Here is a 23,061-nt window from a genome sequence, read left to right as displayed (position 1 = left end):
TGCCTATTTTGGCTTACATGCGCTCAAAGATGGCAGCAATGCCCTGGCCGCCGCCGATGCACATGGTCACCAGAGCGTACTTGCCTTGAACGCGTTGCAACTCGTACAAAGCTTTCACGGTGATCAACGCGCCGGTGGCCCCGATGGGGTGACCCAGCGAAATGCCCGACCCATTGGGGTTGACCTTGGCGGGGTCCAGGCCCAGCTCTTTCGTCACGGCGCAGGCTTGGGCGGCGAAGGCTTCGTTGGCTTCGATCACGTCCATGTCGTTCGTGGTCAAGCCTGCTTTTTGCAGTGCCAGGCGTGAGGCCGACACGGGGCCCATGCCCATGATTTTGGGGTCCAGACCGGTGTGGGCATAAGCCACCAAACGTGCCAACGGCTTGGCCCCGCGAGCTTGGGCAGCTTTGGCTTCCATCAACACCACGGCAGCTGCAGCGTCGTTGATGCCCGAAGCGTTACCTGCCGTCACGGTGCCGTTTTCTTTGAGGAACACGGGCTTTAACTTGGCCATGTCTTCGAGCTTGCAGTTGGCGCGCACATGCTCATCGGTGGTGTAGGCCACGTCGCCTTTTTTGCTCTTCAAGATGACGGGCATGATTTGGTCTTTGAACAAGCCTGCTTCGGTGGCGCGTTGCGCACGGTTGTGGCTCTCGACAGCCAAGGCGTCTTGCATCTCGCGGGTGATGCCAAATTTGGCGGCCACGTTTTCAGCGGTCACACCCATGTGGATGGTTTGGAAGGGGTCGTGCAAAGCACCGAGCACCATGTCGACCATCTTGGTGTCGCCCATGCGTGCACCCCAACGCGCGCTCAATGAAGCGTATGGGCCACGGCTCATGTTTTCAGCGCCGCCGCCAATGGCCACGTCGCAGTCGCCCAGCATGATGGATTGGCTGGCCGACACGATGGCTTGCAAGCCCGAACCGCACAAGCGGTTCACGTTGAAGGCGGGCGTGCCTTCCAGACAGCCGCCGTGGATGGCTGCCAAGCGCGACAAATACATGTCTTTGGGCTCGGTGTTGACCACATGGCCAAACACCACATGGCCCACGTCTTTGCCTTCAACGCCAGCGCGGGCCAACGACTCGCGCACCACTTGGGCGGCCAATTCGCTGGGGGGAATGTCTTTCAGGCTGCCACCATAAGTACCGATGGCTGTGCGAACACCACTGACGACGACGACTTCACGCATGTTTATCTCCTGTTGTTAAAAATAAGATCAATTTTAAAAAACCAAAATAGTGTGCCCTGCTTCGGCGACAGAGGCCTTACGTTCGGTCTTTGACCACCTCTTTAAACCACTAAATACGGCGCCTGTGCCGACCAGTGCACAGGCGCGCTGAACATCAGAGGCGCTTGGGTGAACGGGTGGGGAAAGCCAATGTCTTGGGCATGCAGCATCAAACGAGGCGTCAGGGCCTTGAGCTCGGTCGGCGCGTACAACGAGTCACCCAACATGGGGTGGCCAATGCTTTGCATGTGCACCCGCAATTGGTGGGTGCGGCCGGTGAAGGGCTCTAGCTCAATCAAGCTGGCTTCTGGCCCGGCTTGCACACAACGCCACAGGCTGCGGCTGGGCTTGCCGTCGGGGTGAATGATGTGAATGGGGCGACGCTCCCAGTCGAGCAGGATGTGGCCTTCGATGCTTCGCCAGCCGTCTTCGTTGGCCGTCACTTCGGCTTGTGTCTGAGATGGGTTGCCGGCCACCACCGCCATGTAGCGTTTGCTCACTTGGCGGGTTTCAAACAGGCGGCTGATGCGGCGTTGGGCTTCGATGCCGCGTGCCATCACGATCAGGCCCGAGGTATCTTGGTCGAGCCGGTGCACCACCAACGCGTCGGTGAAGATGTCTTGCACGCGCTTGGAAAGGCAGTCTTGCTTCTCGGGGCCTCGGCCGGGAACGGACAGCAGGCCGCTGGGTTTTTCAAACACCAGCAGGTGTTCGTCTTCATAAATCGGGGTCATAAATCGGTGTCTTTCGACCCAATCTTACGTGGCGCGGGCTTCGGGCTGTTCGATCACCACGTTGGAGCGTGGGCGCGCCACGCAGGGCAGCACATAGCCTTCTGCTTTTTCTTCGGCGCTCAAGCCCGGCCACTCGACCGTGTAATCGACCTCACCGCTCACCAGGCGGCAGATGCAAGTACGGCATGTGCCGTTGCGACACGAGCTGGGTAGCTCGATGCGCGACATGTCGGCCGCTTCGAGCAAGGTCAAGTCGCCCTCGACGTCGTATTGCAAATCAGCGGGTTGAACGTGAACGGTGAAGATCGAGAAGGTGTTGTGGGAAGTCATAAAGGTGTTAAGCATCACCGCGCACATGCGTCACGCCGCCGTCCACCACCAAGGTGTGGCCCAGCACGTAGTCGCCTGCGCGGGATGCTAAGTAAATGGCGGCAGCGGCCATGTCTTCGGGTTGGCCCACGCGCTTGGCGGGTACGCGTTCGGCCACGGTGTCGCCGTGGTCGCGGGCTTCTTTGTTCATGTCGGAGGCAAAGGGGCCAGGGGCGATGGCGTTGACCACGATGCCGTCTTCAATCAATCGCGTGGCCATGCGGCGGGTGAGGTGAATCAAGCCCGCTTTGCTGGCCGCGTAGGAATAGGTTTCCCAAGGGTTGACCGAAATGCCGTCGATGGAGGCGATGTTGATCACCTTGGCGGCGTGTGTTTTGGCCGCTGCACGCAGCATGGGCGCAAAGGTTTGGGTCAGAAAGAATGGGGCCTTCATGTTGAGGTCTACCACTTTGTCCCAACCGGCTTCTGGGAATTCGTTGAACGGTGCGCCCCACGCGGCGCCTGCGTTGTTGACCAGAATGTCGAGCTGGCTTTCGTGCTGCGTATAGGCAGCCAGCAAGGCCTTGGCACCGTCCAAGCTAGAAACATCCAGCGGCAGCGCCACGCAGTGGCCCAGGGCCGACAACTCTTTGGCTGTTTGTTCACACGCCTCAGCCTTGCGTGCAGTGATGTACACCCGTGCGCCTTGGCGCACAAAGCCTTCGGCAATCATGCGGCCAATGCCACGCGATCCACCGGTCACGATGGCGGTGCGGCCTTGCAGCGAAAACAGGTCTTGGGTGTTCATGGGGGCGGTCTCCAAAGGTGTGAATTTTTAGAGCGCCAGTGTGCCGCGCTCTGCGTGACGGGCTCGTCACGCAGGCGTCAAGTCCGATTTATTTCGACTTGATTTTGCCGCGGGGTGCGACGTAGGTCGTGGGTGGGTTGGGACGGTCCGAGGTGGAAGTCTTGGGGGGTGACGTGTCCTTTTTGGGCTTTTTCGTCATCTTGTTACTGTGTTGTTCGCCTTTGGCCATACATCCCTCCTTAGGATTCATCTCGGAGTGAGATGTGCAGGCATGGTAATTCACGCCGCCTACGTTCTCGCTTGATCGAGCGATGTTTCTCGCCAAATACCACTGGGCAAATCGTCCAAGGTGTAGGTGCCAATGGCGGTGCGAATCAGGCGCAGCGTGGGCAAGCCAACGGCAGCCGTCATGCGGCGCACTTGGCGGTTACGGCCTTCGCGGATGGTGAGCTCTAGCCACGAGGTGGGTTTGTTTTGACGCTCGCGAATGGGCGGTGTGCGTGGCCACAGGTCTGCGGGCGCGTCGACTGCGCGTGCGCGGGCGGGCAGGGTAGGGCCGTCGTTGAGCACCACGCCGCGCTGCAGGGCTTGCAAAGCGTCGTCGTTGACCACGCCTTCGACTTGGGCGAGGTAGGTTTTTTCCATCTTGAAGCGCGGGTCGGCAATGCGGGCTTGCAGTTGGCCGTCGTCGGTGAGCAGCAGAAGGCCTTCGCTGTCGGCGTCCAAACGGCCCGCGACGTAGACGCCGGGCAGTTGGATGAAGTCACTCAGTCCTTGCCAGCGGCCTTCTGGAGTGAATTGGCTCAGCACGCCGTAGGGTTTGTTAAATCGAATCAGCATGGGGTCTCAACAATCAAGCCTAGAGCGTAGCAGGCACTCAGCTAGCATCGCCCGCATGACTGCTCATTTTGAAAGCGTGCTCAACGCCGCCCTGTACCCCGATGCCTTTGACGTGGCTGCCCCAAACCAAGCCTTTGAGCGCGATGTGTGGCCGCGTAAAGCGGGTGTGTTTATCCGCCATGCGACGGTAACCTCGCCTTCTGTTACTTCCGTGCCCAACATCTCACCAGATGCAGCCCTAGAACCTGCGCTCGTGGCAGCACCAACCGATATGGATGCCTCACAGTCGCTCATGCGTGAGTTGGGCTATGGCCAATTTGGCTTGGTGCCGCCGTGGGTGAAATCAGCCTCCGACGCCAAACTGCGCTCGACCAAGCTGATCAACGCGCGCTCGGAGACGGTCACCACGTCGAACAACTTTCGCGAATCGTGGCTCAACGGCCAGCGCTGCATTGTGCCCGTCATGGCCTTTTTTGAAGACGATTGGCGCAGCGGCAAGGCGGTGCCTACGCGCATCTCTCGCGTCGATGGCAAGCCCATGGGCGTGGCGGGCTTGTGGGAGCGCTGGGAAAAAGAAGGCGCGGAGATCGTCAGTTTCACGCTGTTGACCGTCAACGCCAATAGCCACGCCTTGCTGCACCGCTACCAACAAAACGGCAACGAAAAACGCATGCCCGCCATTCTGGGTGAGGGCGCTTATGCGGCTTGGCTCAGCGCCCGTCCAGAAAAAGCCCGCGAGTTCATGCGTGCCTACCCTGCCAATTTGCTGACGGCCAACCCTGTGGAGAAAAAATAAACCCATGCGTTGATTGGATGGGGCGTCGTGGTCGCTGCCTATAAAAGAAGCATGCTGCGCCAGCCCAAGCTGGGTCAGGGTTTGAGGAGATATCCCTAGGGTTATCCACAAGGTCATTCACATGGGGGAAGAACAACTATTTCTCCTTGAAGCGTAAGCACAAATTTACCCTTTGCAGCGCGTTGAGATTTCTTTTTTTGTGTGCGAGGCTTCTGTTTTGAATACTTTTAGAGGCCTTGAAAATTAATTTTTGAGGATGCTCAATTTTTAAGCATCGTGTTGGAAGTCAATGTCCGTAAGGCTTTGCAGCACTATCCACGGAGTTTCCCACAGAGTCATTCACAGTCTGTGCGTATAACTTGAAGGATCGGTCGGATGGCGCTTGTGCTCCGGCACTGCCTGTTTTGACAGCATCGCGTTGTAGCCCCCGTGGCATCAGGGTTTGCATGGGTATGAGTCTAGTTATGCACAGGGTCATTCACAGTCTGGTCGAACAACTTAGTTGACGACTCGGCTCGGCTCAAAGGTGCTGACGAAGGGCTTTACTCAGCGGGTTAAATATCTCTCGCCGGTAGTCAAGATCTATCGAATTCAGATCGTGATTTACAAAATTTAATATGGATGTACGCCTAATGATAATTAGTATTTAAGTATTCTTTTTAAAAAGGTGAACCGCCATGCAACCTCTTCAACAATTTGTGATCAAAGACGGCCAAATCATGGAAGCTCCGGTCGGCTCAGCTGGCGCTGCTTCTGGCGCAGGGATGAGCAGCGCACCTATTTATCTCGGAGTTGCGATGATTTTTTGCATGGTCACGACGGGATTTGGTGGCTATTGGTACGGCAAATTCAATGTTTTAGATCAAATGGTGCAAAACGGCGGCCGACTGTCATCCGGTGCTGCTACTGCCAATGGGGGCGCCAACACGTCAGGCAGTGGTGCTTTTAATTTGCAAAGTGCTGGGGCAGAGCAGCCGAGGGTGATGAAGCCCGCTAGGCCTGAAAACAAAAGGCCTGAGCGAACTCAGCAAGCCAACGCACGCAATGCTCCAGCCGAACCCGCACAAAATCGCGTCGCAGAGTCGGGCAATGCCGTGAGCACAGAGCGTGACGCCACGGGCCAGGTGTATGAAGTGCGTTCCGGCGACACGTTGGGCCAAATCGCCAATCGGGTCTACGGCGACCCCAGCCAGTTCCCGCGCTTGTTTGAGGCTAATCCCCGTGTGCTGGCATCGCCGGACAATATTCTTCCTGGTCAGGTTTTAAGAGTGCCGGATTGATTTGACCAACGATGAGATGCGTCCATCAAATGGTCGCGTTATTGCTGGAAATTAAAGCGACTGCCTATATCGGTCCAACATCTGGGCCTGTGACTCGACGTGTATGTCTTCGCCTTTGAATGCGCGGATCTGGTCGCGCATCATCTCGCCCATGGTGGGCATTTGAGTGCGTGCATTGTGCAAAGAGGCGTCCCACAGCTTTGAGCGCATCAGTGCTTTAGCGCAATGCAGGTAGACCGATGCCACAACCACGCGAATGGCCAACAAAGGGGTGCGGCGGGCATCTGTGCAAAGGGCCAAATCTTCAGGGGACGTGGACAACACCGCGCGGCCGTTGATGCGCAGTGTTTCGTCAAATCCGGGCACCATGAACAGCAAACCGATTTGGCCTGTGGTGACGATGTTTTCTAAGGTGTCCAGCCGGTTGTTGCCTGGTGCATCGGGAATCAGGAGCGTTTGCGCATCCAACACTTTGACGAAGCCAGCATCCCCGCCGCGCGGCGACGCATCCATAGCGCCTTGAACCCCACCACTCGCCAAGACGACAAAAGGAGATAAGCCAATGAACTGAATCGCATGCACATCCAGTGCGGGGATTTCTTTCTTGACTGATCGCTCACTGGCAGGGCCGTAAAGCTTTCGCAGTTCAGAGAGGCTGGTGATGTTCATGCAAAGCCTTTATTTAGCCCAAGTGTCTTTCAGTCCCGTGATCTTGTTGAACACCAACTTGCCATCTCCATGGTCCACGCGGTCGGTCACAAAGTAGCCGTGGCGTTCAAACTGAAAGTGCGCACTGGCGGGCACGTGGGCCAATGAGGGCTCTACATACGCAGTCACAACTTTCAGGCTGTCGGGGTTGAGGGCGGCAAGGAAGTCTTTGCCGCCTGCATCGGGTTGTGCGTCGGTGAACAAGCGGTCATACATCCGTACTTCAGCCTGCAAGCCGTCGTTCACGCCCACCCAAGTAATGGCGGCGCTGGCCTTGACGGTGGCGCTGCCGGGTGTGCCGCTCTTGGTGTCGGGGATGACGGTGGCTTGCACTTCAGTGATGTTGCCAGCCGCGTCTTTGGTGCAGCCTGTGCACTCGATGACGTAGCCACCTTTGAGGCGCACTTTGTTGCCAGGGTAGAGACGTTTGTAGCCTTTGGGGGCCACTTCTATAAAGTCGTCGCGCTCAATCCACACTTCTTTGCCAATTTTGAAATGGCGTGTGGGCACTTCAGCGCCATCGTCGGCGTGGGGCAGCGCAGGTTGTGTGCAAGGCTCTAGGTGGCCCGCACCCATCACCTCGTCCCAGTTGGTGAGCACGAGTTTGACGGGGTCGAGCACGGCCATGGCACGGTGCGCGGTGTTTTCTAAGTCTTCACGCAGGCAGCCTTCGAGCGTGCTGTAGTCGATCCAGCTGTCGCTCTTGGTCACGCCGATGCGGTCTGCAAACAGGCGCAAGCTTGTTGGTGTGTAGCCACGGCGACGCAGGCCCACGATGGTGGGCATGCGGGGGTCGTCCCAACCGCTGACTTTGTTTTCGTTCACCAGTTGCGCGAGTTTGCGTTTGCTGGTGATGACGTAGGTGAGATTGAGGCGCGAGAACTCGTATTGCTTGGGGCTCGGTGCAGCGAGTAAACCGGCCACCACCTGGCCATCGGATCGTGTTGTCGACTCAGACAAACGCGCCATCAGCCAGTCGTAAAACGGGCGCTGGTCTTCAAACTCCAGCGTGCAGATGCTGTGGGTGATTTGCTCCAGCGCGTCTTCGATGGGGTGGGCAAAGGTGTACATCGGGTAGATGCACCAGGTGTCGCCCGTGTGGTGGTGGGTGGCGCGGCGGATGCGATAGATGGCCGGGTCGCGCAGGTTGATGTTGGGCGAAGCCATGTCGATCTTGGCGCGAAGCACGGCAGCGCCGTCGGCTAACTTGCCATCGCGCATTTCGCGAAAGCGCATCAAGTTTTCTGCCACGGTCCGGGTGCGGAAAGGGCTGTCCACACCGGGTTTGCCAAAGTCGCCGCGGTTGGCGCGCATGTCTTCCGCACTTTGTTCGTCCACATAGGCGTAACCAGCTTCAATCAGAAACTCGGCGGCGCGGTACATGAAGTCAAAGTAGTCGCTGGCCTGGTAGGGCGCGGCAGAGCCAGCGGCTTGACCGATTTGTGCCCAATCAAAACCGAGCCACTTCACAGCGTCGATGATGCTGTTGACGTATTCGGTGTCTTCTTTTTCGGGGTTGGTGTCGTCAAAGCGCAGGTGGCACACGCCGCCGTATTCCTTGGCCAGCCCGAAGTTGATACAAATGCTTTTGGCGTGGCCCACATGCAAATAGCCGTTGGGCTCGGGCGGAAAGCGGGTGCGAATCTTGGCTGGGTCGGGCTCGCCTTTGGCGTGATGCGCGGCGTCACCAGGGCTGCCTGCCCAGCGGCGGCTGGCGTAAGTGCCTTGGGCCAAATCGTTCTCGATGATTTGGCGCAAAAAGTTGCTGGGCTTGTGGTCTGGTTCGGTCGCGGGGTTGGCGGGTTTCGTCATCCTGTGATTTTAGGGGGCGCTAGGTCCCATACTCTGATTCGAGAGCCTTTTATCCTAGAGCGCAATCATCGAGAACCCAGGAGTAGCTTGGCTACTGCAGTTAGCGAATAAATGGATTACCAAAACGGGTGTCTGTGGTGAGGGTTGTGTCGGTCAACGTTTGCAGGAAGGCCACGATATCGGCTTGCTCTTGGGCTGTCATAGGTATGCCGCCAACTGGCAAACGGTTGTCTCTCGCCGTGCCAGCTTGGACGCCTGATGCGTAGTGTGTGAGCACCTGATTGAGGGTACTGAAACGTCCATCGTGCATGAAACGTCCAGAGAGAGCCACGTTTTTGAGTGAGGGGGACTTGAAAATTACGGTTTCATTCAGGTCAAGTCCATTGCTGCGAGAGTTGGGGTCAAGCGCGAAAGTGGGTGGTTGGTGGCAGCCCGCACACCCTTTACCGCCGTTGTTGGGGGCCCGCATGAACAAGTCGCGGCCATTGTCTTCAGAGGCTGAGAATCGGTCGGCGGCGGGGATGTTGTTACCCGCCAATGAACGCCCAAAGTTTTGCGGGGTATTGGCATTACCGTTGGCCTCGAACACCACTGCATAAGCGCGGTCCCATTTGCTATTGGCAGAGATCATGCTGCGCTGAAATTGAGCCAACGCATTTTGAACTCTTGCTTCTGTGATTGCGGCGTCGTTGTACACCCAAGTGAACAGTTCTGGGTAATAGGACAAGTTCTGCATTTTAGAAATCAGGGCACTAAAACCGCCGTGTGTGGCATCAAAGCCCATTTCGGTGGCATTTTGAATGGGGTCAGTTGCTTGGTCTTCTATGCTGCTGGCACGTTTGTCCCAAAACATGCTGTTGCCTTGGTAGAAGGCGATGTTGCTCAGCCGCATGGAATGGGCCGTGGTGAGTCCGCCAGCAAAGCCAGTGCTGAATTGTGCTTGATCAACAAAACCGTTGCTTTGCTGGTGGCATGAGGCACAAGATTTGGTGCCGTTGAAACTCAAACGCACATCATTGAACAAAACGCGGCCGAGCGTTGCGCCTTTGTTGGTTGTGAGATTGTTTGGTGTTTGATTGGTTGCAGCCAGCACGCTTGCATCGTAGTGTGCGAGTAAGGTGGGTGATGTGTAGTTAAGCGGCGAATTCAAATCCAAGGACGTTGCTGCCGCAACGCTTGGATAAGAACTCACAGCGTTCGTCGTGCCGCCTCCACCTCCGCATGCACTTAAACCCATAGTCAACAAAGCAAAAAACACGGAAAACAAGGTCTGTGTTCGTGGTCGTATCTTTTGAATTTTGAAGTTTGGCATGTCGCCTCTTAAATTAATTAGCAAATAAGTACCTTAAATTTTATGGTTCCAAAGGGAAATAAATACAAATTTGAATATTACTTCGTCGTCATCTTTGCTAGACATGCAAAGCCAGTGACTCAAATACTGCAAATGCCGCCGTAGGAATTCGCACAAGGGATAATTTGAGCCATCTAAGGAGTCATATGGATATCGTTTTGTTACTCAAAGCCGCCGTGATGGGCATTGTGGAAGGTTTGACCGAGTTTTTGCCCATCTCTTCCACCGGCCATTTGATTTTGGCGGGTGCCTTGTTGGGCATGGACGACGACAAAGCCAAGGTGTTTGACATTGCGATTCAAACGGGCGCTATCTTTGCCGTGATCATTGTCTATTGGCAAAAGTTGGCGGGCACGGTGGTTGCCTTGCCGACGCAGGTTGAGGCACGCCGCTTTGCATTGAACGTGTTCATCGCCTTTGTGCCTGCCGTGGTGTTGGGCTTGTTATTTGGCAAGTTCATCAAAGCGCATTTGTTCACACCGACGGTGGTGGCGAGTACCTTCATCATCGGTGGTTTCATCATCTTGTGGGCCGAGGGTTGGGGCCGCGCTAAGCCTGAGGGCGAAGACGCTCACCCCAACGACAACGCGCGCATCGTGAATGTCGAAAGCATGTCGCCGTTGGATGCTTTGAAAGTGGGTCTGGTTCAGTGTTTGGCCATGATTCCCGGCACCAGCCGCAGCGGTGCCACCATCATTGGTGGCATGTTGCTGGGTTTGTCGCGCAAAGCGGCGACCGATTTTTCGTTCTACTTGGCCATTCCAACGCTGATCGGCGCTGGCGCTTACAGCCTCTACAAAGAACGTGCGTTGTTGAGCATGGCCGATGCGCCCGTGTTTGTCGTAGGCCTGGTGTTCTCGTTTCTCAGCGCTTGGATTTGTGTGCGTTGGTTGCTGCGCTACATTGCCAGCCACAGCTTTGTGCCGTTTGCTTGGTACCGCATCGTGTTCGGCCTGCTGGTGTTGGTCACCCACACCATGGGCTGGGTGACCTGGGCGGCATGACCCCCGTCAGCGCCTGAGTCCTTCAAGCCCCGAAATTACGCAGCGAGGCCTCGATGGCCGCGGCAGTGGCGAGAGGCTTTTCCATGGGAACGAGGTGTGAGCCATCGAGCATCATGACGCGGCCTTTGACCACCTGCTGCGTCAGCTCTGTCCCAGCTTGTCGCATTTCCTTGGAGTGTGTGCCACCAATGAAGGACACGGGGCACTTGAGCGGGTGGCGTTTGAGCAGGCTGTCGAGTTTGTGGGGCAGGCTGTTGTAGATCGCGGTTTCGACTTCGCGGTCAAAGCTCAAGACCCGTTGGCCGCCTTCGTCGTGTGTGCCGTAGTCAATGTAGTCACGCAAGACTTGCGGGTCCCAGCGGGCAAAGGCTTTTTTGTTCTGGAAGCTGTCGAGTGCTGCTTGCGCATCGGGCCAGTGGTTGCGTCGCTTTTGGCTGATACGTCCGGGCGACAGGGCCCCCACCAGTGAGGTGCGTTTGGCTAAACCCAACGTGGTGGCGCGCCATCCGCCCAGCACTGGCGAGTCGATCAAGACCACGCCGCGTGCGAGTTCAGGATGACGGGCCGCGCACATCAGGCTCAGGATGCCGCCCAGTGAGTGGCCCACCAAAAATGCGGGTTCACCCGAGCCCTGCTTTTTACGCGCAAAGTCAGCCAACTGCTCGACCAAGTTGGGCCAGTTGTTGGTCACCGGGTACTTGGGGTCGTGGCCAAACATTTCGACGGCATCGACCTTGAAGCCGCGCTGGCGCAGGCTGTCAAAGAGCACGCGGTAGGTGCTGGCGGGAAAGCTGTTGCCGTGCGAAAAGATGAGGCGCGCAGTGGTCGGCATCAAATAAGCTTTTCATCCGGTGTCATGATTTTCTTGAGGGCGGGCGCGCGCGCCGCGGGTTGCAGCAAGGGTGTGGCTGTGGCTTTCCCGTCCCAAACGGGGTCGTCAATGCCATCAAACACCTCGCGCAGTTTTTCGCCCCAGGTGTTGTGCATCATTTGAAAGTAGGGGTTGTGCTCGTCGATGCACACCACTTTGTCGCTCTCGAACTTGTCGGCTTCGTACACCACCATGTCCAGCGGCAGGCCGACGGATAGGTTGGATTTGAGTGTGGAGTCCATCGACACCAGCGCGCATTTGGCCGCTTCGTTCAAGGGCGTGTCGGGTTGCAACACGCGGTCCAAAACAGGCTTGCCGTATTTGGATTCGCCAATTTGGAAGTAGGGCGTTTCAGCCGTGGCTTCGATGAAGTTGCCGGGTGAATACACCTGAAACAAACGCATGCCTTCGCCTGCGATTTGCCCACCAAAGATGAGCGACACATTGAAGTCGACACCCGAGGCTTTGAGGGCCGCCGCATCACGCTCGTGCACACGGCGAATGGCCGCGCCCAACACGCGCACCGCATCAAACATGCTCTTGGCGTTCCAAATGGTGATGGGTTCGCTCTCGGGGGTGTCTTTGAGTTGCTCGACTTGCAAGATCTCACGCACCGATTGCGAGATGGACAAATTGCCTGCTGACAACAACACCATGAAGCGGTCGCCCGGCTTCTCGTACACGATCATTTTGCGGAAGGTGCTGATTTGGTCGAGGCCCGCGTTGGTGCGCGAGTCAGACAAGAACACGAGGCCCGCTTTGAGTTTGATGCCGACGCAGTAGGTCATAAAAGTTTTTTCAGTTGATACAGGGCGTCCAACGCATCGCGTGGACTGAGTTTGTCGGGGTCGATCTCGGCCAGCTTGGCTTGCAAGGGGCTGGGGCCCACATCGTCTTGCAAAGGCGGCGGCGCAAAGAGGTCGACTTGAACCTTCGATGCATCGGCCCCCGCTTCGAGCGAGGCCAATGCATGGCGGGCGTGGCTAAGCACCGCGCTTGGCATGCCAGCCAAGCGGGCCACTTGAATACCGTAGCTGCGGCTGGCCGGGCCGGGTTGAATTTCGTGCAAAAACACAATGTTGGCACCTGACTCCGCCGCGCTGACGTGCACGTTTACCGCCGCGCGGTGCTTGGCGGGAAATTCGGTGAGTTCAAAGTAATGGGTGGCAAACAACGTGAAGGCTTGGGTCTTGTCATGCAAATGTGTGGCAATGCCGCTGGCCAAGGCCAAGCCATCGAAGGTGGAGGTGCCGCGGCCGATCTCGTCCATCAACACCAAGCTGTGGGGCGTGGCGGCGTGCAAGATTTGCGCGGCCTCGGTCATCTCCAGCATGAAGGTCGATTGCGCATTGGCCAAATCGTCGGCCGCACCAATGCGGGTGTGGATGGCGTCAATCGGTCCCAGTCGGCACGCCGTGGCCGGCACATGGCTGCCAATGCTGGCCAGCAAGACGATGATGGCTACTTGGCGCATGTAGGTCGACTTACCGCCCATGTTGGGGCCGGTGATAACTTGCATGCGTTGTTTGTGGCCCAGCATCGTGTCGTTGGCAATGAAGGTTTTAGCCGCACCGCCAGCCACCACGCCATGCGTTTCGGCCAAGCGTGCTTCGACCACGGGGTGGCGGCCTTGCGTGATTTCAATGCACGGTGTTTTGACAAACTCAGGCGCACACCATCCCAAGGTGAGCGAGCGCTCGGCCAAGGCGCACAGCGCGTCCAGCGTGGCCACAGCTTGGGCCAAGCGGGTGAGGGCGGGCACAAAGGGCTGCAAGGTGTCGAGCAGTTGCTCGAATAAAAACTTCTCGCGAGTCAAGGCGCGCTCTTGGGCGCTGAGGGCTTTGTCTTCAAAAGTTTTGAGCTCGGGCGTGATGAAACGCTCAGCGTTCTTAAGTGTTTGGCGGCGTGTGTAGTCGGCCGGCACTTTGTCGATTTGGCCTTGCGTGACCTCAATGTAGAAGCCATGCACCTTGTTGAACTGCACACGCAAATTGGCAATGCCAGTGCGCTCGCGCTCGCGGGCTTCGAGTTCAAGCAAGAAGCCATCGCAGTTGTTTTGAATAGCGCGCAGCTCATCGAGGTCTGCGTCATACCCGTGGCCGATCACGCCCCCATCGCGCACCAAGACGGCGGGCTCAGGCAGCAAAGCGCGCTCCAGCAAAGCACCACATTCAGGCGGTACCCCCATGTCTTGAGCGATTTGCAAGAGAAGCGTTGCAGGCGGAGCGCTCTGCGAAGGTAAAGGAGGAGCTCGCCCAGCGAGCGGGGGACACGCAGCAGAGCGCTCCGCCTGCAACGCTGCTGGCGCTGTAGAGGTGGGAATGAGCGGTTGTATGCGCAACGCTTTTTGTAGCGCTTGGCCTAGCGACACCAACTCACGCGGACGCACCTGGCGCAGCGACACGCGTGCGCTGATGCGTTGCACATCGCCCGAGCCCTTGAGGGCATCACGCAGCACTTTGTAGCTTTGCGTGCGGTTGTCTTGCAGCGCTTCAATAGCGGCTAAGCGGTGCATGGCTCCGGCGCGGTCGCGCTCGGGTGAGAGCAGCCAGTTTTTGAGCTGGCGGCTGCCCATGCCCGTCATGCAGGTGTCGAGCAGCGAGAACAAGGTGGGCGAGTCTTCGCCACGCAGGGTTTGGGTCAGCTCTAGGTTGCGACGGGTGGTGAGCGGTAGATCGATCAGCGCGTCGTTGCGCGCCACGTACACGCCGTGCACATGCGTGAGGGCGCGGCCTTGGGTGTGTTCAGCGTAGGTCAGCAGGGCGGCGGCGGCGGCGTGGGCTTGCACCACGTCTTGTGCGTTCCACGCATTGAGCGAGGCGGCTTGCAAATGCTGCAGCAGTTTGCGACCACCCAAAGCGGCGTCAAACTGAAATGCGGGGCGCACTTGGGCGGGTAGGCTTAAATGGCTGCAAAAGCTTTTCAGCTGTTGCTCAAACGCAGGGCTGACCTCAGCGCTGTAAATGATTTCGCTGGGTGCCACGCGGGCAATCCAGTTGGGCAGCTCGGACGTGTCGCACTCGGCCAAATGCACCAAGCCTTGGGTGACGCTGAGCCAAGCCAAGCCGCAACCATGGCGGTCGCTTTGGTGAATGGCCAGCACATAGGCTTCGGTTTTGTCGCTGAGCAAGGCGCTATCCGTCAGCGTGCCAGGCGTGACCACGCGCACCACTTTGCGTTCGACCGGTCCTTTGCTGGCGCCCACATCGCCCACTTGTTCGCAAATCGCCACGGACTCGCCCAGCTTGATGAGGCGTGAGAGGTAGGTTTCGAGCGAGTGAAATGGCACACCGGCCATCACCACAGGCTCGCCGTTGGATTGGCCGCGCTGCGTGAGCGTGATGTCGAGCAGCCGCGTGACCTTCTCGGCATCGGCAAAGAACAACTCGTAAAAGTCGCCCATGCGGTAGAACAACAGCGTCTCGGGGTGGTCAGCTTTGAGCCCCAAGTACTGCTGCATCATGGGGGTGTGACCGGCAAAGACTGAATCGGTGGGCATGGTTAATTAACTTGGGCGGTCATCTGCCTTTATTTTCACCGCAAAGTACCGTGACCCTTCAGGTCACGGCGCTGACACAAGAATATTCCATAATTTCTTTAATTTTTTGCGCCCAATGAGGAGACATCCCAATGAACCGTCGCTTGATTTCTGCTGTTGCCACCGCTGTCGCCTTGCTGGCCCACGGCGCAGCTTTCGCCCAACCTACCCCAGTTGTACAAGGGCCGGAAGTGGTTGCTGATTGGTTCAACGATGGTCAATCGTTCATCGAACAAGGCAAGGCCTTGCCTGTGAACAACCGCCGTGCCAAAAACGTGATTTTGTTTGTGGGGGACGGCATGGGCGTGAGCACCATCACGGCGGCGCGCATCTTGGAAGGCCAGATGAAGGGTAAATCGGGCGAGGAAAACCGTTTGTCGTTTGACCGTTTTCCCTACACCGCCTTGTCTAAAACTTACTCGTGGGATCAGCAAACGTCAGACTCTGCGCCCACCATGACCGCCATAGCCACGGGCTACAAGGCACGTGAAGGGCAACTGTCGGTCAACCACACCACGCCGCGTGGCGAATGCAGTGCTGCGGTGATTGAGGCCAAAAAAGTTCGCAGCGTGCTGGAGGAGGCGGCTGACATGGGCAAGTCCACGGGTATTGTGTCCACCGCCCGCATCACCCATGCCACGCCGGCCGCTTTGTATGCCCACACGGCCATGCGCGACTGGGAGGCCGATTCCAACTTGCCGGTCACCGACATCAACACCGGCGCACCTTGTCGTGGTGCTGACCATGCGGTGAAAGACATCGCGCGTCAGATGATCGAGGTGTCTCCGTCGGTTCGCAAGAGTCTCAAAGTGGCACTGGGGGGCGGACGCACTTACTTCATGCCCAACACCCTGATGGATCCCGAGTACGCCAAAGACAAAGGGCGTCGTCTGGATGGCCGTGACTTGACGCAAGAGTGGGTGACCACACGCAGCCCTTACGGTCGCGCTGCCTATGCTTGGAACAAAGCACAGTTCGATGCTTTTGAGCCGGACAACCACAGTTACTTGCTGGGCTTGTTTGAGCCATCGCATGCGCAATACGAAGCCGACCGCGCCAATGACCCTGCAGGCGAACCCTCGCTGACCGAGATGACCGAGAAAGCGCTGCGCGTGTTGTTGAAGGACCCCAAAGGTTTCTTCTTGCACGCAGAAGGTGGGCGCATTGACCACGCCCACCATGCAGGCAATGCCAAACGTGCGTTGATTGACACGATTGAGTTTTCTAACGCCATCCAACGCACGGTCGATGTGCTCAAAGCTGCGGGCGCCTTGGACGACACCCTCATCATCGTCACGGCTGACCACAGCCACACCTTCACCATCGCTGGCTACCCCAGCCGTGGCAACAACATTCTTGGGTTGGTGCGTGAAGTGCCTGCCAAAGACGGTACGCCGCTGAAAAACAGTTTGGATCTCAACGGCAAGCCCTTCACCACCTTGGCCTACACCAACGGCCCTGGCTTTCGTGCAACGGGTCGTCCAGACCTGACCAATCTGGACACCACCGACCTGAACTTCTTGCAAGAAGCCACTGTGCCTCTGGCCTCCGAAACGCATGCGGGTGAAGACGTGGCGATTTATGCACGCGGCCCCAAAGCCCATTTGGTGCGTGGGTCGATGGAGCAAAACTGGATTTTCCACGTGATGATGGAAGCGCTGAAATAATCGCTGTAGCTCAATTGGCGAGCCATCATTTTGAAAAAATACTTGACTAAGTCTCTGCTGTTATTGGTCACGGTTTGCATTTTGGCCGCAGCGGCCCAAGCGCATGATGTTCAGCGCGGTTCGACGAGTTCAATTGGCTCATCTGGGCTATCTGACCTATTGGGCTTAAGCGCTGAATCTGCGCCAATGGCTGCGCGTTATGCCGTGACCGTTGATCGTCCAGGTGCTGGTTTGTCCCGTGCTAAACCACAGCGTCTCACTTGGTATTTTTACCGTGATGCGCAACGCGTGGCTTTGCTCAAAGGCTCGGTGGACGAATTGTGGTTTCGCGATGCGCAGCAGCGCATCAGTTTTGAACGTGTCTTCCACGATGATGAGCGTGTGGTCGACTACAGCACAGGTGAGTTGGCCACCTTGGACGTCAAAGTGGATTGGGCTGCTTTATCCCACTTTGTCGACCCCACTGAGTTGTCGCAACTCAAGGTGGTGTCCCGCTACGGCCAAGGAAGTCAAGCTCGTGTGCGCTTGCGTGGGCAATTGGGGCGAGAACGCGTGACGGTAGATTGGTGGCCGGCTTTGCAACTGCCTCACCTCTTGGTGCGTGAAGCGAAGGGTGGAACGACCGTGCGTTTTGAATTGAAAGCGTCTGCACCAACGCCTCCCGACAGCTGGCCTCAACCCAGTGTGAAGTCAGCCAATTATTTGCATTTAGATGCCGCCGATTTCGGCGATATGGGCTACGAGTCTGTCGTGCGCAAATCCGAGGCTTTAGACCTGCGATTGGGCTGGCGCGCTTTGCACAAGCACGATTAAAGGCCCATTCAGCGTAGCAAAGCGTGCGTCTTCTGCGTAACGACGTAATTTGCCCAGCGCTTGTGTCGCGCAGCAGCGTCAGAACTTGCGGGTTGTCTGAACGGGGTCATCAAACCGCGCCACGCGTCCAGCTTGTGGCGCAGCGCAGGCAATGCGTGCACCTTGGCGTGCAAACAAAGGCAACTTGTTCAAGGGGGCTGGTACCGTGTGGGTTTGTCCTGCCGTAAAACGTTCGCCGGTTTCAAAGTCAAACCAACACGCGCCTTGGGCCAGCTGGGGCAAATAAACCTCACGCGTGGTTTGGCCTGGGTGCACCACGGGCGCGACCAGTAGCCATGAGCCCAGCATGAAATCGTCGCTGTCTTCAAAGCACTGCGCGTCGTCCGGGAAGTCGTAAAACGTCGGTCGAATGATGGGCTCGTGGTGTGACGATGCCCGTTCGAACAAGGACCACAAATACGGCATCAAGGTGTAGCGTAATTCGATGGCGCGAATCACATCGTCTTTGACTTCGGGGTGCATCCACGGCAGGTTGCTGGCGTTGCCCGGTTTCCACGAGTTCATGACCATACGCGGGTTCAAACAACTCGCTTGGACCCAACGCAAAAACAACTCTGGATCGGGCAGGGGCCCGTAAAAACCGCCCACATCGTGGCCGACGTTGAACATGCCCGACAAGCTCATTTGCAGTCCGGTGCGAATGTTCCATTTCAGTGAGCGCCAACTGGTGGTGTTGTCACCCGACCAAGTTTGTGCGTAACGCTGAATGCCAGGTGGGCCAGCGCGGGTGACGGTGAACACTTGGTCACGGCCCAAGGCTTGTTCTTGTGCTTCAAAGGTGGCGCGGGTCATCAGCAAGGCATGCAAGGGACGCGAGCGGTGCATGGCCATGGCTTGGCCCCAGCCGTTGGATTGCGCGTCTTCGTTGAGGATGGCGTATTCGTTGTTGTCGTTCCAGCCCGCGTCAAAGCCCATGTCCAAAATTTGAGCTTTGAGTTGGTCTTGCCACCATTGCACAGCTTTGGGGTTGGTGAAGTCCAAGTGGGCTCCTTGACCATCCCAATAAGGTTCGACCACGGCTTGCTGTGCGTTGTCTTGAATAAAAAGGCCGTCTTTGATATGTCCCTCAAACGCGGGATGGTCGTCCAGCAAGCACGGCTTGATGTTGGCCACCAAGTGCATGCCGTGTGCGTGAAATTTCTGGTTCAAGGACTTGGGGTCTGGAAACTTGTCGTGATTCCAGGTGAACACGTAGCGGCGTTTGCCGCGTGAGGAATAGCCCGAGCCGTAATGAAATGCCGACACCGGCAATTTGTGCTGCTGGGTTAAATCAATGAAGTTGGACAGTTGATTTTGCGCATCGGGTGAGTCTGCCAAGCCCATGGCGGTTTGGGCGTAGCCGACTGTCCAACGCGGTGGTAAGTGCGTGCCACCGATCAAGGTCATGAATTGCTGGATGACTTCAGCGGGGGTGTTGCCCACCATCACGTAGTAGTCGAGGTCACCGTCGTCGATGTCGACGTAGCGGTAAAAGTCGTGGTAGTTGTCGTGTTCGCAGCCAAAGTCAAACGTGCAGCTGGCCAAGGTGTCGTAATAAAGACCCAGCCACTTTCCGTTGGGTGTGCGGCTCAACACAAAAGGCCAGTGTTTATACAGTGGGTCGCCGTGTTCGGGGTCGTAGCCTAGCGAGTCCATGGCTAGGGTGCGCAGACGCCGACCAATGAGGTTGAGCGGGCCTGTTTTATCACCCAAGCCATAAAACTTTTCGGCATCGTCGCGTTGGATGTAATGCCGCAACGCGCCCGTGCGCTTGTCACTCAGGTAAGCGCTGGTGGACCGGTCAGACAGCACCACCTCGTCTTGGCCGTCTTGCTGCCAGTGCCACACCAAGCGCAAAGGGTGTGTGTGCAATTCGACCTGCAAGCAAGGGGTGGACAAGGTTTGCAAACCTTGGCTGTGCTGGTGCGCCACCGCAGGCGTTGCAAAGCACGACAGGTCATCGCGATGGCGACCTTGCCATGGCGCGTCGTTGGGCGTGGGTGCGCTGAGGGGTGCAATGGACCAGGTGTTGGGCTCGCGGTAGCCATCTTTGGGCTGGAAGGTGACGCGTGCCATGCGGTCGCTCAAAAAGCGCAAACGCAGATTGCCGCGTGAGCTGAGCTGGACGTCTGCGCCTTGCGCATGTGGCGCCCATTGTTCTGCGGTCCAGGGGGTCATGCGTGGTTTCCTAGGGCTTGGCCGTTGGCATCGAACGTGTGGATGTGCGCGCCAGTCGTTTTCAACGAGAGGGTTTGATGGAGTGCGGGCGGTGTCGTGTCTTGCAGCAGAGCCTCAATCTTTGTCCCGTCTTGCAAGGTGGCTTGCACCAAGGTTTGAGAGCCCATGTACTCGGTGTTGGTCACCGTCAAGGTCAAGCCTTCGTGTGCGGCACACGTAATGAAATGTTCGGGACGAATACCCAGCGTGTGCGTGTGTGCTGTTGGTGCAAATTGATCGGCGGGCAGGCCCGATAAGCTGCTGACCGGAATGAAGTTCATGCGCGGACTGCCAATGAAGCCCGCAACGAATGTGTTGACAGGGCGTTCGTAGAGTTCTTGCGGTGAACCCACTTGTTCAATTTGTCCTTGGCGCAGCACCACGATGCGGTCTGCCAAGGTCATGGCTTCGACTTGGTCGTGGGTGACATAAATCATGGTTGCTCCCAAGCGGTGATGCAGCTCGCGCAGTTCGCTGCGCATGGAGACGCGCAACTCGGCATCGAGATTGGACAAGGGCTCGTCAAATAAGAATATTTTGGGCTCTCGCACAATGGCGCGCCCGATGGCAACGCGTTGACGTTGGCCGCCAGAGAGCTGGGTGGGGCGTCGGTCTAGCAAAGGGTCGAGGCGCAACAGCTTGGCCGTTGCGGTGACTTTCTCTTGGATCAGGTCTTTGCGCATGCCCATGTTTTCAAGGCCGAAGGCCATGTTGGCATACACACTCATGTGGGGGTAAAGCGCGTAAGACTGAAACACCATGGCGCAACCTCGATCCGCAGCCGACACGGTGTTGACCACCTCGTTGTCGATCAAGATGTCGCCAGCGGTGGTGTCTTCCAAACCCGCGATCATGCGCAGCAAGGTGGATTTGCCACAACCCGACGGCCCTACAAAGACCATGAACTCGCCGTGCCGGACTTTCAGATCGATAGGTTGAATGACGTGTGTTTCACCAAATGATTTGGTGACAGCGTGAAGTTCGAGCGTGGACACAGAAAATCCCCGAGTTATTTGACACCGGCGCTGGCAATGCCTGTGGTGATGTAGCGCTGCAAGAAGGCAAACACCAAGGTGATGGGCAGCAGCGTGATGACGGTCATGGCCAGCAAGTAATGCCATTGCGTGTTGAGTTCGCCCTGGAATGAGTTCAAAGCCAATTGCAAGGTGAAGAACTCAGACTTGGACAGAACGATCAAAGGCAACAAGAAATCGTTCCAACGCCACATGACCGAGAAAATAGCCAGCACGGCCAAGGCAGGGGCGCTCAAAGGCAACACGATGCGCCAGTAGATACGCCATTCGCTCGCATGGTCCATGCGCGCCGCTTCGAGCAATTCGTCGGGAATGGTCAGCATGTATTGGCGCAGCAAAAACACGCCCGTGGGTGTGGCCACAGCGGGCAAGATGACGCCCCACAGGCTGTTGAGCAAGCCCACAGAGTTGATGACCAAAAAGATAGGCACCAACACGATGGTGGGTGGAATCATCAGGGTTGCGATGATGAGCAAAAACACTGTCTTTTGGCCTGTGAATTTGTACTTAGACAGAGCAAACGCAGCCATCGAATTGAAGAGCAAGGTCAGCACCGTGGCCACGACCGTGATGAACACGCTGTTGAACAAGTACTTGCCAAACGCAAACTTCCCAAACAGCTCGGTGTAGTTGCTCGTGGAGAAACTTAATTCACGAATGGGTTGGCGTTTTTGAATGTTGACTTGAAGCGTTTCCTGAGGCTTGCTTGGGTCGACCATCGTCGCCATGATGCCGATGCGGCTGACTTGCGCCATGGGCTTGACCACGCCTTGCTCGGTGGTGACGTTGAACAAGGGCAAAGGCTGCGGGTAGTTGTCGACCTGAACCGTCCGTTGCGTGTAGGGCAAGAAGGTCGGGGGGAACTCGCCGATCGCCGCTTCTGTTTTGAAGGACGACATGAGCACCCACACCACGGGTGCAAACAAGGTGAACAAGCCAATTACCAAATACGCATAGCTCAGCGCATCAGTCCAGCCGAAGCGTTGGGCATGTCGTGTGCGGGTGAGAAATTTCAACACCATGTCAGCGCACCTTTTGGCCAGCGTCTGTGGCTCGGGTCAACTTGAGTTGCAGCAGCGTGAGCAGGATCAAGCCCACTGCCAATGCCAAGGACGCGGCAGCAGCCAAGCCATACAAATGAATTTGCTCCGCAAAGCCTGTTTGGTAGATGAATTGCACGATGAAGGTGGTGGCCGAGCCTGGGCCTCCGCCTGTCAGCACAAACACCTCGTCAAATACTTGAACGGCGCGAATCATGGCCAGTACCAGCACCACAATCAAATTGGGCATCAGCAAGGGCAGGGTGATGTGGGTCAGCGTGCGCCAAGGCGACGCTTTGTCCATCAAGGCGGCTTCATACACATCTTTGGGAATAGCTTGTAGACCCGCCAGCAAGATGAGTGTGTAGAACCCCATGTGTGCCCAAATCGACACAAAGATGGTCCAAAAGAAAGCCCAATGTCGGTCTGTGAGCCAATCGACCGGCCCTTGGTTCATCGAGATCAACACCGCATTAAAGACGCCTTGGCTTTGCAGCAGCCATTTCCAGATCAAGGCAACCACGACCGGCGAGAGCAGCACAGGGTAGAAAAAAACGCCACGCCAAAAACCACGACCGATGATTTTTCGGTTCAAGACCAAGGCGGTGAGTAGCGAGAAAAACACCATCAGCGAGACTTGAATGGCGCTGAATTTCAGGGTGTTGGCAATGGCACGCCAAAAGACGTCTTTGCGGCAACTTTGAAAATCGAAGTAGTCGCGGCACTCAAACAGAATTTCAAAATTCTCTAGGCCTGAATAAGGCCGCTCTGAGGGCATGAGCGCCACACCTGCCGACGTGGCGTAGAGCACGTTGATGATGATCGGCAAAAAAGTGAACACGCCAAACACCAACAAGTTGGGCGCAACGAATAACCAAGCAAGACGCGACTGACCCAGCCACTTCTGGCTGAATCGGAAGACGGGTTCAAAAAGGTTAAAAAAGAACGCGAGAAAACGCACAGCGC

General features: G+C 57.0%; 20 protein-coding genes. 5 read left to right on the top strand and 15 right to left on the bottom strand.

The window, feature by feature from the left end; all coding sequences use genetic code 11:
• Window positions 1-13: 13 nt before the first annotated feature.
• The 5 genes from bktB to B9Z42_RS08715 form a co-directional block, all read right to left on the bottom strand.
• Window positions 14-1,195: a beta-ketothiolase BktB gene (gene bktB / locus B9Z42_RS08735; protein ID WP_100132972.1), complete on the bottom strand. Its 1,182-nt coding sequence runs from the start codon at window positions 1,193-1,195 to the stop codon at window positions 14-16.
• A gap of 101 nt (window positions 1,196-1,296) precedes the next feature.
• On the bottom strand, window positions 1,297-1,968 hold the full coding sequence (locus B9Z42_RS08730) for an RluA family pseudouridine synthase (protein WP_100132971.1): 672 nt from the start codon (window positions 1,966-1,968) through the stop codon (window positions 1,297-1,299).
• Window positions 1,969-1,992: 24 nt separating this feature from the next.
• Window positions 1,993-2,298, bottom strand: coding sequence for a 2Fe-2S iron-sulfur cluster-binding protein (locus B9Z42_RS08725; protein ID WP_100133068.1), 306 nt, complete (start codon window positions 2,296-2,298; stop codon window positions 1,993-1,995).
• Window positions 2,299-2,305: 7 nt separating this feature from the next.
• A complete protein-coding gene (locus B9Z42_RS08720) occupies window positions 2,306-3,085 on the bottom strand; it encodes a glucose 1-dehydrogenase (RefSeq protein WP_100132970.1) in 780 nt (259 codons plus the stop codon).
• 288 nt (window positions 3,086-3,373) lie between these two features.
• A complete protein-coding gene (locus B9Z42_RS08715) occupies window positions 3,374-3,925 on the bottom strand; it encodes a pseudouridine synthase (protein WP_100132969.1) in 552 nt (183 codons plus the stop codon).
• A gap of 55 nt (window positions 3,926-3,980) precedes the next feature.
• Between B9Z42_RS08715 and B9Z42_RS08710 the strand changes: the two genes are divergently transcribed.
• Both B9Z42_RS08710 and B9Z42_RS16355 read left to right on the top strand, forming a co-directional pair.
• Window positions 3,981-4,721 carry an SOS response-associated peptidase gene (locus B9Z42_RS08710; protein ID WP_100132968.1) on the top strand — a complete coding sequence of 247 codons (741 nt, stop codon included), beginning with the start codon at window positions 3,981-3,983 and terminating at the stop codon, window positions 4,719-4,721.
• Window positions 4,722-5,398: 677 nt separating this feature from the next.
• Window positions 5,399-6,001 (top strand): LysM peptidoglycan-binding domain-containing protein, encoded by a 603-nt coding sequence (locus B9Z42_RS16355; RefSeq protein WP_199172008.1) that lies wholly within the window; start codon window positions 5,399-5,401, stop codon window positions 5,999-6,001.
• A gap of 51 nt (window positions 6,002-6,052) precedes the next feature.
• On the opposite strand, the gene B9Z42_RS08700 is transcribed toward B9Z42_RS16355, so the two are convergent.
• From B9Z42_RS08700 to B9Z42_RS08690, 3 genes are all read right to left on the bottom strand, one after another.
• Window positions 6,053-6,670, bottom strand: coding sequence for a pyridoxamine 5'-phosphate oxidase family protein (locus tag B9Z42_RS08700; RefSeq protein ID WP_100132967.1), 618 nt, complete (start codon window positions 6,668-6,670; stop codon window positions 6,053-6,055).
• A 9-nt stretch (window positions 6,671-6,679) separates the two neighbouring features.
• Window positions 6,680-8,521 (bottom strand): glutamine--tRNA ligase/YqeY domain fusion protein, encoded by a 1,842-nt coding sequence (locus B9Z42_RS08695; RefSeq protein ID WP_100132966.1) that lies wholly within the window; start codon window positions 8,519-8,521, stop codon window positions 6,680-6,682.
• Between the two features lie 100 nt (window positions 8,522-8,621).
• Window positions 8,622-9,713, bottom strand: coding sequence for a cytochrome-c peroxidase (locus B9Z42_RS08690; protein WP_158235930.1), 1,092 nt, complete (start codon window positions 9,711-9,713; stop codon window positions 8,622-8,624).
• 305 nt (window positions 9,714-10,018) lie between these two features.
• Here B9Z42_RS08690 and B9Z42_RS08685 point away from each other — a divergent pair, with 305 nt between their 5' ends.
• Window positions 10,019-10,876: an undecaprenyl-diphosphate phosphatase gene (locus B9Z42_RS08685; RefSeq protein WP_100132964.1), complete on the top strand. Its 858-nt coding sequence runs from the start codon at window positions 10,019-10,021 to the stop codon at window positions 10,874-10,876.
• Between the two features lie 22 nt (window positions 10,877-10,898).
• Here the strand turns inward: B9Z42_RS08685 and B9Z42_RS08680 are convergent, their stop codons facing one another.
• From B9Z42_RS08680 to mutS, 3 genes are read right to left on the bottom strand one after another with little or no spacing between them, the layout of a single operon-like run.
• Window positions 10,899-11,708, bottom strand: coding sequence for an alpha/beta fold hydrolase (locus B9Z42_RS08680; protein WP_100132963.1), 810 nt, complete (start codon window positions 11,706-11,708; stop codon window positions 10,899-10,901).
• Window positions 11,708-12,535, bottom strand: a complete 828-nt coding sequence (locus B9Z42_RS08675) for a proteasome-type protease (protein WP_100132962.1) — start codon at window positions 12,533-12,535, stop codon at window positions 11,708-11,710. Before B9Z42_RS08675 ends, B9Z42_RS08680 begins: the two co-directional genes overlap by 1 nt.
• Window positions 12,532-15,246: a DNA mismatch repair protein MutS gene (mutS, locus tag B9Z42_RS08670; RefSeq protein WP_100132961.1), complete on the bottom strand. Its 2,715-nt coding sequence runs from the start codon at window positions 15,244-15,246 to the stop codon at window positions 12,532-12,534. Before mutS ends, B9Z42_RS08675 begins: the two co-directional genes overlap by 4 nt.
• Before the next feature lie 131 nt (window positions 15,247-15,377).
• Here mutS and B9Z42_RS08665 point away from each other — a divergent pair, with 131 nt between their 5' ends.
• Both B9Z42_RS08665 and B9Z42_RS08660 read left to right on the top strand, forming a co-directional pair.
• On the top strand, window positions 15,378-16,952 hold the full coding sequence (locus B9Z42_RS08665; protein WP_100132960.1) for an alkaline phosphatase: 1,575 nt from the start codon (window positions 15,378-15,380) through the stop codon (window positions 16,950-16,952).
• 186 nt (window positions 16,953-17,138) lie between these two features.
• Window positions 17,139-17,765, top strand: a complete 627-nt coding sequence (locus B9Z42_RS08660; protein WP_100132959.1) for a hypothetical protein — start codon at window positions 17,139-17,141, stop codon at window positions 17,763-17,765.
• Window positions 17,766-17,843: 78 nt separating this feature from the next.
• Here B9Z42_RS08660 and B9Z42_RS08655 read toward each other — a convergent pair whose 3' ends face one another.
• Genes B9Z42_RS08655 through B9Z42_RS08640 form a run of 4 tightly spaced genes read right to left on the bottom strand, consistent with a single transcriptional unit; the run spans window position 17,844 to window position 22,936 of the window.
• Window positions 17,844-19,982: a TIM-barrel domain-containing protein gene (locus B9Z42_RS08655; RefSeq protein ID WP_100132958.1), complete on the bottom strand. Its 2,139-nt coding sequence runs from the start codon at window positions 19,980-19,982 to the stop codon at window positions 17,844-17,846.
• Window positions 19,979-21,016 carry an ABC transporter ATP-binding protein gene (locus B9Z42_RS08650; protein ID WP_100132957.1) on the bottom strand — a complete coding sequence of 346 codons (1,038 nt, stop codon included), beginning with the start codon at window positions 21,014-21,016 and terminating at the stop codon, window positions 19,979-19,981. The genes B9Z42_RS08655 and B9Z42_RS08650 overlap by 4 nt, the downstream gene beginning before the upstream one ends.
• A 14-nt stretch (window positions 21,017-21,030) precedes the next feature.
• Complete coding sequence (locus B9Z42_RS08645) at window positions 21,031-22,077, bottom strand: carbohydrate ABC transporter permease (protein ID WP_100132956.1); 1,047 nt, start codon at window positions 22,075-22,077, stop codon at window positions 21,031-21,033.
• 1 nt (window position 22,078) lies between these two features.
• Window positions 22,079-22,936: a carbohydrate ABC transporter permease gene (locus B9Z42_RS08640; protein ID WP_233203577.1), complete on the bottom strand. Its 858-nt coding sequence runs from the start codon at window positions 22,934-22,936 to the stop codon at window positions 22,079-22,081.
• Between the last annotated feature and the right edge of the window lie 125 nt (window positions 22,937-23,061).

Source organism: Limnohabitans sp. B9-3, assembly GCF_002778325.1.
Lineage (GTDB): Bacteria > Pseudomonadota > Gammaproteobacteria > Burkholderiales > Burkholderiaceae_C > Limnohabitans > Limnohabitans kasalickyi.
The sequence above is the reverse complement of the archived record's forward strand: the minus strand, read 5'-3'. Positions and strand labels throughout refer to the sequence as shown.